At 69.3% G+C, this 9,859-nt stretch carries 6 protein-coding genes and 5 pseudogenes; 7 read left to right on the top strand and 4 right to left on the bottom strand.

Annotated elements, in window-relative coordinates; all coding sequences use genetic code 11:
- Positions 1–78: 78 nt before the first annotated feature.
- From B9S58_RS16350 to B9S58_RS16365, 3 genes and pseudogenes are all read left to right on the top strand, one after another.
- Positions 79–1,057, top strand: a pseudogene (locus B9S58_RS16350) (IS5 family transposase).
- 599 nt (positions 1,058–1,656) lie between these two features.
- Entirely contained in the window at positions 1,657–2,124 is a 468-nt protein-coding gene (locus B9S58_RS16360) for a transposase domain-containing protein (RefSeq protein WP_258044634.1), read from the top strand.
- Positions 2,118–3,023, top strand: coding sequence for a transposase (locus B9S58_RS16365; protein ID WP_258044635.1), 906 nt, complete (start codon positions 2,118–2,120; stop codon positions 3,021–3,023). Before B9S58_RS16360 ends, B9S58_RS16365 begins: the two co-directional genes overlap by 7 nt.
- A gap of 245 nt (positions 3,024–3,268) precedes the next feature.
- Here B9S58_RS16365 and B9S58_RS16370 read toward each other — a convergent pair.
- From B9S58_RS16370 to B9S58_RS16385, 4 genes and pseudogenes are all read right to left on the bottom strand, one after another.
- Positions 3,269–3,484, bottom strand: a pseudogene (locus tag B9S58_RS16370) (helix-turn-helix domain-containing protein); the annotation flags it as partial.
- Positions 3,485–3,519: 35 nt separating this feature from the next.
- Positions 3,520–3,858 (bottom strand): helix-turn-helix domain-containing protein, encoded by a 339-nt coding sequence (locus B9S58_RS16375; RefSeq protein ID WP_103532846.1) that lies wholly within the window; start codon positions 3,856–3,858, stop codon positions 3,520–3,522.
- Positions 3,855–4,238: a type II toxin-antitoxin system RelE/ParE family toxin gene (locus B9S58_RS16380; protein WP_103532847.1), complete on the bottom strand. Its 384-nt coding sequence runs from the start codon at positions 4,236–4,238 to the stop codon at positions 3,855–3,857. The genes B9S58_RS16375 and B9S58_RS16380 overlap by 4 nt, the downstream gene beginning before the upstream one ends.
- 649 nt (positions 4,239–4,887) lie before the next feature.
- The gene (locus tag B9S58_RS16385) at positions 4,888–5,319 is read right to left on the bottom strand and encodes a winged helix-turn-helix domain-containing protein (protein ID WP_103532848.1); all 432 of its coding nucleotides are present in this window, start codon (positions 5,317–5,319) and stop codon (positions 4,888–4,890) included.
- A gap of 317 nt (positions 5,320–5,636) precedes the next feature.
- Here B9S58_RS16385 and B9S58_RS39105 point away from each other — a divergent pair.
- The 4 genes and pseudogenes from B9S58_RS39105 to B9S58_RS16405 all read left to right on the top strand — a co-directional run.
- Positions 5,637–7,146: pseudogene (locus tag B9S58_RS39105) on the top strand (replication initiator); the annotation flags it as partial.
- The gene (locus B9S58_RS39110; RefSeq protein ID WP_103532849.1) at positions 7,112–7,285 is read left to right on the top strand and encodes a DNA-binding protein; all 174 of its coding nucleotides are present in this window, start codon (positions 7,112–7,114) and stop codon (positions 7,283–7,285) included. The pseudogene B9S58_RS39105 and the gene B9S58_RS39110, both read left to right, overlap by 35 nt.
- Positions 7,285–8,385 (top strand): annotated as a pseudogene (xerC, locus tag B9S58_RS16400) (tyrosine recombinase XerC); the annotation flags it as partial. The gene B9S58_RS39110 and the pseudogene xerC, both read left to right, overlap by 1 nt.
- Positions 8,382–9,859: pseudogene (locus B9S58_RS16405) on the top strand (IS1182 family transposase); the annotation flags it as partial. The pseudogenes xerC and B9S58_RS16405, both read left to right, overlap by 4 nt.

The raw sequence follows: 9,859 nt of genomic DNA on the forward strand, positions 1-9,859 counted from the left end.
ACTAGGGCCTGTATCGAGTCGTGATCAATCTGCGGGATTCGCCCTCGCTTCGGGGGTGGATCGTGTAGTCCGGTGTGCATGACGCGGAGACAGTTGACGGACAAGGAGTGGGGGTACGTGGAGCCGTACCTGCCGATCGGCGAGTACGGGCCGTACCCCACGAAACTGCGCGAGCAGTTCGAGGGTGTGGTCTGGAAGTTCCGCTCGGGCGCACAGTGGCGGGAGATGCCTGCCGAGTTCGGTGCCTGGCCCACCGTGTACAACCGGTTCCGCCAGTGGCGGGACGCCGGGGTCTTCGAGAACCTGCTGGAAGGTCTGATCGCGAAGGCCGCGGAGCGGGGTGAGGTGGACCTTTCGCTGGTCAGTGTGGACTCCACCACCGCACGTGCCCACCACGACGCCGCCGGGATGCGCCTTGATCCGGAGACGCTGGACGCCCTGGAGAAGGCGGCCGAGGAGGAGAGGACCCGCTCAAAGGGGGCGACAGCGAGGAACAAGTCGGGCACGACACCGACGTCGAGGCCGGGCGGGTCGAACGGCGACGCGTCCGGCGACGCCGCAAGCTCCGCCTGAAGGCCGCCCTGCTCGGCCGCTCGCGGGGCGGGCAGACCAGCAAGGTCCACGTCGCTGCCGACCGCAAGTGCAGACCGCTCGTCCTCACGCTCACCGCCGGACAGGCCGCCGACAGCCCGCAGTTCATCCCCGTGCTCAACAAGATGCGGGTTCGCCTCCCGGTCGGCCGTCCCCGAACCCGGCCCGACGCGGTCGCCGGAGACAAGGCGTACTCCTCCCGAGGCAACCGCTCCTACCTACGCAAACGCAACATCAAGGCAGTCATCCCGGAGAAGAAGGACCAGGCCGCCAGGGCGGCCGTCCTCTCACCCACGACGCCGAGCTCTACAAGGACCGCAACACCGTCGAGCGCCTGATCAACAGGCTGAAGGCATGGCGCGGCATCGCCACCCGCTACGACAAGAACCCCGAGAGCTACCTCGCCGGACTCCATCTCCGCGCCTCCATGATCTGGATCAAGGACCTCGCGCGGACCATCCATTGATCACAACTGGATACAGGCCCTAGGACAGTATCTGACATTGATCCCGGACATTACTGACTGTGCGCTGACGCTACCCCACTGACCAGCGACGATGGGTCGGCTGGTGCACAGTAGCGGGCACGTGGGTAAGGCCAGAGCGGCCGTGCACCTGTGGCGAATCCGTTGCCCTCACCATCGAGCTGGGTCAGGCCGGTGCCCACGCGCTCACCGCTGCGCCCCCGCCAGGTCGCATCGAAGGCTCGTCAGCGGGCTCCGCTGCTCTATGTCACAGCGCGACCAGCTTCGGTACGCCTTCGGCTTCCAGCTCGAAGGGCCACAGCGATGCGCGCTTTCTGCCCTTCTGCCAGCGGAGGGGCACAAGCCTCGATCGCGTCGATGTGGATCTGAGGGTCCGGACGAAGGAACGCAGCCTCAAGATCTGCGGCCTTCATCATGATCAACACCGTTGCGTTTGGCCCCTGAGCTGTACGTCAAGCCCTGCTGAACGGCGCAACGGGACCACCTGATAGATCAACGATCGGCGAAGAAAGTCGATCAAGGTCAGGGGTCCCGTTGCAGGAGAGTCTGTCATCACGTCCACGATCGAGACAGCCCAGGGTGTGTTCGCGCCGGGTCATCTGGGGGAGTTGACCCAGATCGTGGACTTCGCGCTGGTGGACGCGGTCTTGGAGGAGACCGGGACGGTCGAGCGGCGCCTGCGGCTGCTGCCTTCGCGGGTGGTGGTGTACTTCGTGCTCGCTCTCGCGCTGTTCGAGCACCACTCGTACCGCACGGTGTGGTCCAAGCTGACGGCCGCCCTGACCCCGCTGGCCCTGGTGCGTCCCGCGGGCTCCTCGCTGACGCGGGCCAGGCGCAGGGTGGGGGCCGCCCCTCTGCGGCGTCTGTTCGAGACGCTTGCCGGGCCCGTCGCCCGCCCCGGGCAGGACGGGTCCTTCTACCGGGGCCTGCGCACGGTGGCCGTCGACGGGACCCTGCTGCACACCCCGACGATGAGACGCTCGCCTGGCGCTACCCCAAGCGGGCCGGGGAGAGGCTGGAGTTCGGCTATCCCCTGCTGCGGCTGCTGACCCTGGTCGAGTGCGGCACCCGCGTGCTCATAGCCGCCTCCTTCGGACCGGAGTCCGAGGGTGAACTCCCCTATGCCAAGCGGCTTCTGAGCGCCCTGGACGAGGCGATGCTCCTGCTGGCCGACGCCGCCTTCGACGGCAACGAGTTCCTTGATGCCGTCCATCAGAGCGGGGCGCGGTTCCTGGTGCGCTCCGGGGCCCGCCGCGTCCCCACCCCCGCCGAGCACCTGGACGACGGCTCCTACATCGCCCGCATCGGCTACGGCGTCCTGCGGGTACTGCTGCCGGTGCGCGTGATCGAGGCGACCCTCACCGTCACCTTGGCCGATGGCACCGTCCGCACCGAGCAGTGGCGGCTGATCACAAATCTGCTGGACCCCGTCCGTTATCCGGCCGCCGAACTCGTTGATCTCTATCACCGCAGGTGGCAGGCGGAAACCACGTACTTTTCGATCAAGGCCACGATGCTCGACGGCCGCGTCCTGCGCTCCCGCAGCATCGACGGCCTCGACCAGGAGGTCTACGCCCTGCTCACCGCCTACCAGGCTCTGATCCGCGCCGGCGACGACGCCCTGACCGGACGGCCGGAAGTACCCATGGAACGGATCAGTTTCACCGTCCTACTGGCCGCCGCAACCGACACCGTCACCGCCGGCCACGGAATCTTCCCCAGCACCCTCGTCGACCTGGTCGACCTGGTCGGCACGATCGGCCACGCGGCCCTGGACAACCTCCTGCCCACCCACCGACGGCAACGAGTGAAGGCCCGCACCCGCAAGAACCCCACCAGCAAGTACGGCCCGAACGCCGGACAGCACCCCCAGAAGGCCCAGAACTACACCGTCCGCACCACCGTCGCGTTCTTCGAGCACGGCCTCAACAGCCGCTCAAGGCGCTAACGCAACGGTGTTGTCATCATGATCTTAGTGACGCGACGACCGTTCCTGCCGATGACCTTTTTACCCAGGTCAGCACATAGTACGTGTGCTACGCGACCCCTCCCAACTTGCGTTTTCGCAGGTCATTGGCGGGTTCTCGCTCCGCTGGCGTCCGTGGCTGTGCCCTGGTGTCCGCGCTTGTTGCCGTCACTACTGCCGTCGGTGGTCTACACCGCCTGGGGAATTCCAGGAATTCTGAATGCGTGTCAAGCGGATTTGTCGTGTGGGGTGAGGCTGATGGTCAGGTCGGCGCCGAGAGCCTGAGCCAGGCGGCGGAGGAGGGGAAGCGTGGGCACGGTCCCGCCGTCTTCGAAGCGGGAAATCTGCGGCTGTTTCATCCCGCACCGCTCGGCCAGCTCGGCTTGGGACAGCCCGAGCTCGATGCGCCGGTCGTGGACGAGTTGCCCGAGCTCACGGGCGAGCGCGGAAGGCGGGTCCTGCATGGTTCCTCTCCGCCTCAGGCCGCTGGGGCGACGATGGTGACGGTGGGCTCGTCTCCGCCGGCGAGGTGCACGTCCACCGTGAGGTCCAGTGCGCGGGCCAGGCGCATGATGACCGCGATGGGCGGCAGCTCGGTGGCCGTCTCGATGCCTTCGATGTCATCGACGTCGACGTGCATGCGCTCGGCGAGGTCGGCCTCGCTCAGGCCCAGTTGCTTACGCCGGTTGTAGACGGCTTTGCCCAACGTCATGGCGAGACCGGCCTCTTCGTAGACCCGGTCGTACTCGGGGTCGGCGTCCAGGTGTTCGCCCAGCAGCTGGCGGTGGCGACGGGTCCTCCATTCGCTGTGGTTCATCGGTACTCCTTGAGGTTGCGGCTGTAGAGGCCGTGCTCGGCGGCGGCTTCATGCTCTGCCTCGCACAATCGCTGTGCGGCGTGGGCGCGGTCCACTTCGGCCTGCTCGCGCATCTTGGTCTTGCGGAACACGGTGAGCAGCACAACACGTCGGCCGGGCGCCAGCCAGTAGGTGATCCGCTGATGGGCATCGCCGAGGCGGAAGCGCAGCTCGCGGAGCTTGCCGCCCAGATGGCGGGAGTGCGGTTCGTCGAGCGTGGTGGGCTGCTCGGCGAGCAGGTCGGCGACGCGTTCGGCCTGCTTGTAGTGATGGGCGGGAATGTTCTCCAGCCACAGCCGTACCTCCGGCTCGATCTCGATCGAGTAGCGCCCGCCGTCCATAGCGCCGATGGTATATGGCACGGGGGGCAAAGAGCGCGACTTCGTAGTTCAGGTCGTGTGCCGTTGCCGCGATCGCAGCCACTCCGGCGTCGCACGCCCCAGGGTCCCCCTCATCCTGATGCGGCGGCGGTGCCGCAAACCAGCGGCAACCGGCCGGGGCAGCGCAGGGTCGGCTTCTTCCGGCGTGATCGGGCCCGAGCGGGAGAGGCGGCGTACGGCCGGGCTGATGCGTCGCCCAGTCTGGCGGCGCGGGGACCGGGGCGGGGGTCGGTCTGCCACGGGCGGCCGGGAGCTCGCTCCCCGCCGGAGGCGACGCCGGCCGCCGCCCTCGGTGAGCCCGGCGAGGGATATTGAGGGTCGGCCCCCTGGTCGGCCTTTGCCTGCGATCCGGCCGTAGGACGGTCGTAGGCGATAGCTTGCTCCGCGACGCGGCAAGGAGTCCGTACGCCACACTTGCTCCCAGAGGGCATCAAACGGGCGGCTGCCCGTCAGCACCTCGCGCGTGTGTCGGCTGCGTGCCCGACGTCGGGTCGGTCGGCGACATTCGGCCAGTTCCGGCGGGGGGCCGCCTTGAATCTCGTAGAGAAAATCTGAACGCACGCCCCCCGGGCCACGCTTGTCCGGTCCTGAGCCACGCGGCCCAGGTGGGTCAGCGGCCCCGCTCGCCGCTGCCCGACTCCAGGGCCTCGATGCGGCCACGAAGGTCGGCAATCTGCTGAGCGGCCTCGGCCATCGCACGTTCCAGCGCCTCGACGCGGGCCGTCGTCCCGATGGCGGGCACGGTCGCCTCGTGGGCGTCAAGGTCATCAGCGTCGCGGTCGACGTGGTCGTGGTGGGCGACGAAGGCTCCCTTGCCGGGGCGGGAGACCGCCCACCCCTCCTGCTTCAGCAGGACCATGGCCTTCTGCACGGTCAGGCTCGACGCCCCGAACTCCCGCATCAACACGGCCTGCGTCGGCAGCGCGTCACCCTGGCGCAGCCCGCCGGAGCGGATGCGCTCGCGCAGGGTCTCGGCGATGACCTCGAACGTCAGCGGTACCCCGCTGCCCGCCGGCCCGCGCCCGCGCCGCGTCGTCACCACGCCTGGTCACCCCCGCCTTCCACGCTCTCTACCAGCAACATCCGGCCCGTCCAAACCGGGAAACCGGCCTCACACTACCCGCGTCCCGACCCCACAGAAAGGAATGAGGAGGGATGCACTTGAATGTTCCTGTGGGGCGATGTTAACGTCACGCACCCGCCGGTGATCACCACCGCGCCCGCGCCGACCAAGCCCCCACTGGTCCGGCCTCCGCGCCCACCTTCGAGGCGCCCCGTTCCCCTGTGAGCCGATCACTTCGGCCTGCCAGCCGTCACGTCGTGCTGCTTCCGCACTCCCGCCAAAAAGCCCTGTTCCGCATCCCCTCACAGCTCCAGTTCCCGTACCCCGCGCTCGTTCCGACCACCTTGCGCCCGTCGCAGGCGTTCACCACGCCGAGCGGCTCGGCGGAGGTCGCCTCCTCGGCGGCCGGGCGGTCGGCGCTGGAGCGCCGCGCCAGGCTGACCGGCAGGCTGGCGAAGCTCGCCGCCACCGGCCAACTCGCACCCCTCGCACGGCAGATAACCGGACTCGGCGGCTGCGCGCACCCGATCCGCCTGACCGGGCACCGCACCCGTCTGGACAGCGCGACCGGCGAGATCCTCGACCACTTCGACTCCGGCCGGCTCCCGGCGGGCGAGCTGCTGGTCCGCTGCGGCAACCGCCGCGCCACCCGCTGCCCCGCCTGTTCCACCGTCTACCGCTACGACACCTACCAACTCATCACCGCGGGACTTCGCGGTGGCAAGACCGTCCCCACCAGCGTCGCCGCACACCCCCGCGTCTTCGCCACCCTCACCGCGCCCGGCTTCGGCCCCGTCCACAACCAGCCCGACACCGGCCGCTGCCACTGCGGCCACACCCACCCCGACGACGACCCGCTCCTCGGCACCCCACTCGATCCCGACCGCTACGACTACGCGGGCGCGGTGCTGTGGAACGCGCACGCCCCGGCCCTGTGGGCACGCTTCACCACCCACCTGCGGCGGGAGATCGCGAAGGCGGCAGGGCTGGCACAGCGGGTCCTGCGGGACCACGCCACGCTCTCGTGCGCGAAGGTCGCCGAGTACCAGAAGCGCGGCCAGGTCCACTTCCACGCCGTCATCCGCCTCGACGGACCCACCGGTCCCGCCAGTACCCCGCCCGCCTGGGCAACCACCGAGCTCCTCAACCAGGCCATCCGTGCCGCCGCCGCACGCACCCGCGTCCACCACGCAGGGAAGCCCCAGGACGAAGGCCCCAGTGGTTGGTTGGTGTTTCGGTTCGGGCGGCAGATCGACGTCCGGGCAATCCGCGGCACCGACTTCACCGGAGACGGCCCCGTAACCGATCGGCACGTCGCCGCCTACATCGCCAAGTACGCCACCAAGGGAGCCGAGACCACCACCGGCACCCTCGACCGCCGACTCCGCCTCCTCGCCGAACTGCACAAGTACGACATCACCGACCACGCCCGCCGCATGATCCACACAGCCTGGCACCTCGCCGCCAAACGTCGGCACGCCCACCTACGCCTGCACCAATGGGCCCACATGCTCGGCTTCCGAGGCCACTTCTCCACCCGCACCCGCCGCTACTCCACCACCCTCGCCCACCTCCGAGCCGAACGCACCACCTGGCGAACCAGCCGACCCTACCCCCAGGCCCCAGCCAAGGGTGGGGCGCAGGCCGGCCAGACAGGCGGAAGTCGGATCGGTGACCAGGCCGAACACTCCACTGACCTGGCCGCCGGTCACCGTCTCGGCAACATCGCCGGTCAGCGCGTGGGCTCGGACACGACGTTGGTCATCTCCCACTGGCAGTACGCCGGAACCGGCCTCCTGCCCGCCTTCAGCTCGGCCGTTCCGCCGTCTACGACCTGCTCCGCACCCGACCACTCGCCTCCATCACCCTCGGCCGCGCCCGCCGCATCCCCACCCACGCCCTCACCGACTTCATCCGCACCCGCCTCGACCAGGAAGCCGCCTGATGACCACGCCGCGCCCCGCCTCATCCCGCCGGACCCGCTCCCGCGCCAACGGCGACGGAACCGTCTACCAGCGCAAGGACGGCCGCTGGGAAGCTGCCGGATACGTCCTCGCCACCGGAAACACCCGCAAGCGCGTCCGCGTCTACGGCACCACCCGCAAAGACGCCCTGGCCAAGCTCACCGAGAAGCTCGCCGCCAGCAACCTCGGCCTGCCCGTCGCGGCGACCGACATCACCGTCAGCGCGTACCTGAAGTACTGGCTGAACGACGTCGCCGTCCACCAGGTACGGGAGAACACCCACAGCCGATACGCTGCCTGCGTCCGCCTCCATCTCAACCCCGGCCTCGGCGCCAAGAAGCTCGCCCGCCTCACCGCCCGCGACGTCCGCACCTTCCTCGACCGCCTCCGCGTCACCTGCCAGTGCTGCACCCAGGAACGCGACACCGACCGGCGCTCCTGCTGCGCCATCGGCCAGTGCTGCAACAAGCGGCTCTCCCCGCTGACCGTGACCTACGTCCACTCGGTCCTCAAGTCCGCCCTGGAACACGCCGCCCGCGAAGACGACCTGCCCCGCAACGTCAAAACCCCAGCACCCCGCACCCGGCGCTTCAAGCCCTTCACCGCGAGCGAGGTCCAGCAGTTCCTCCACGCGGCCAGCAGCGACCGACTCCACGCCCTGTACGAACTCGCCCTGCGCACCGGCCTCCGCAAGGGCGAACTCCTCGGCCTCCGCTGGGAAGACCTCGACCTCGACGCGGGCACCGCTGCCGTCCGCCGCACATTGCAGCGCACCAGCACCGGCGGACTCACCACGTTGCCCACCAAGACCCGTGCCTCCGAACGCCGCATCGCCCTCCCCACCCGCTGCCTCCACTCGCTGAAGCACCACCACGAGCAGCAGCAGCGCGAACGGCACGCGGCAGGAACTGAGTGGCAGCACAACGGGTACGTGTTCACCACGCCACAGGGCAGGCCGATCGACCCGACCAACCTCACCCGCACCTTCACCACGCTCCTCCGCAAGGCCGGCCTCCGTCGCATCCGCTTCCACGACCTCCGCCATTCGACCGCGACTCTGCTTCTGGAGCAGGGCGTCGAACCGCGTTCCCGAAGGGGAGCCTGGCGATCCGGCTGCGGGACGAGCTGGGGCCGCTGTTCACGGACGAGGAGTTCGCGGACCTCTTCCCTGTCCGGGGCCGGCCTGCCTGGTCCCCGGCCGGGCTGGCGCTGGTATTGGTGCTCCAGTTCGTGGAGGGGCTGACCGACCGGCAGGCCGCATAGGCGGTGCGGGCCAGGATCGACTTCAAATACGCCCTCGGCCTTGCACTGGATGACCCGGGATTCGACTTCTCGGTGCTGTCGGAGTTCAGGGACCGGCTGGTGGAGGCGGATGCCGGGCGGCGGGTGCTGGACGGCATCTTGATCGCGGCCCGGGAGAAGGGCCTGCTCAAGACGGCGGGCCGGGCCCGCACCGACGCCACGCACGTGCTGTCGGCCGCCCGTGAGCTGTCCTGGCTGGAGATGGTCGCCGAAACCCTGCGCTCGGCGCTCAACGCGCTCGCCCAGGCCGCCCCGGGCTGGCTGTCGGACATCGCGGAGCCGGACTGGTTCAAGCACTACGCCACCCGCGCGGAGGACTCCCGGTTCCCCAAGGCCCGGACCAGACGCGACGAGGTGGGAGCGCGGATCGGCCGTGACGGGACGCGTCTGCTGGAAGCGGTCTTCGCAGCGGACGCACCGGCCGGTCTCGGTGTCCTGGCGGAGGTGGAGACCTTGCGGCAGATGTGGGTCCAGCACTTCCACCGGGTGGAGGGCGAGGTGAGGCGGCGGGACCCAAAAGACCGGACGCCGGGCGCGTTGCGCCTGGTCACCCTCTATGACACCGAAGCCCGTGGCAGCGTCAAGCGGGACACTCTATGGGACGGATACAAGGTCCACCTCACCGAGACCTGCGAGCCGCAGACGCCGAACCTGATCACGAACGTGGCCACCACCCTCGCCACCGTCCACGACAGCGTGACCATCCCCGAGATCCATGATGCGCTGGCCGGGCGGGACTGCCTGCCCGGTGAGCACTGGGTCGACGCCGGATACCCCACCGCCGGCCAGGTCGTCACCGCCCGCAGGGACCACGGCGTCGTCCTGCATGGTCCGATGGCTGCCAGCACCGACGCGTCGGCCGACGGGCCCTTCGGGCAGGACGCCTTCACCATCGACTGGGACCGCGAACAGGTGACCTGCCCGAACGGTGTCGTCAGTACGCAGTGGGCCGAGCGGCGTTCCCAGCAGAGCCTGCCCGTCATCCGGGTCCGCTTCAGCCCGGCCGACTGCCGCCCCTGCCCTCACCTGCGCGACTGCGTCAACTCACCCTCGCCGCGACGCCGCGAGCTCAACCTCCGGCAGGGCCGCGACGAACACGAAACCGTCCGCACGGCCCGAGCCGAGCAGCGAACCGAGGCTTGGAAGGAGCGGTACAAGATCCGTGCCGGTGTCGAGGGCACCATCTCCCAGGCCGTCGGACGCTGCGGTCTGCGCAGATCCCGCTACCGAGGCCTCGCGAAGACCAGCCTCCA

The sequence above is a fragment of the Streptomyces sp. SM11 genome (assembly GCF_002910905.1).
Classification (GTDB): Bacteria; Actinomycetota; Actinomycetes; order Streptomycetales; family Streptomycetaceae; genus Streptomyces.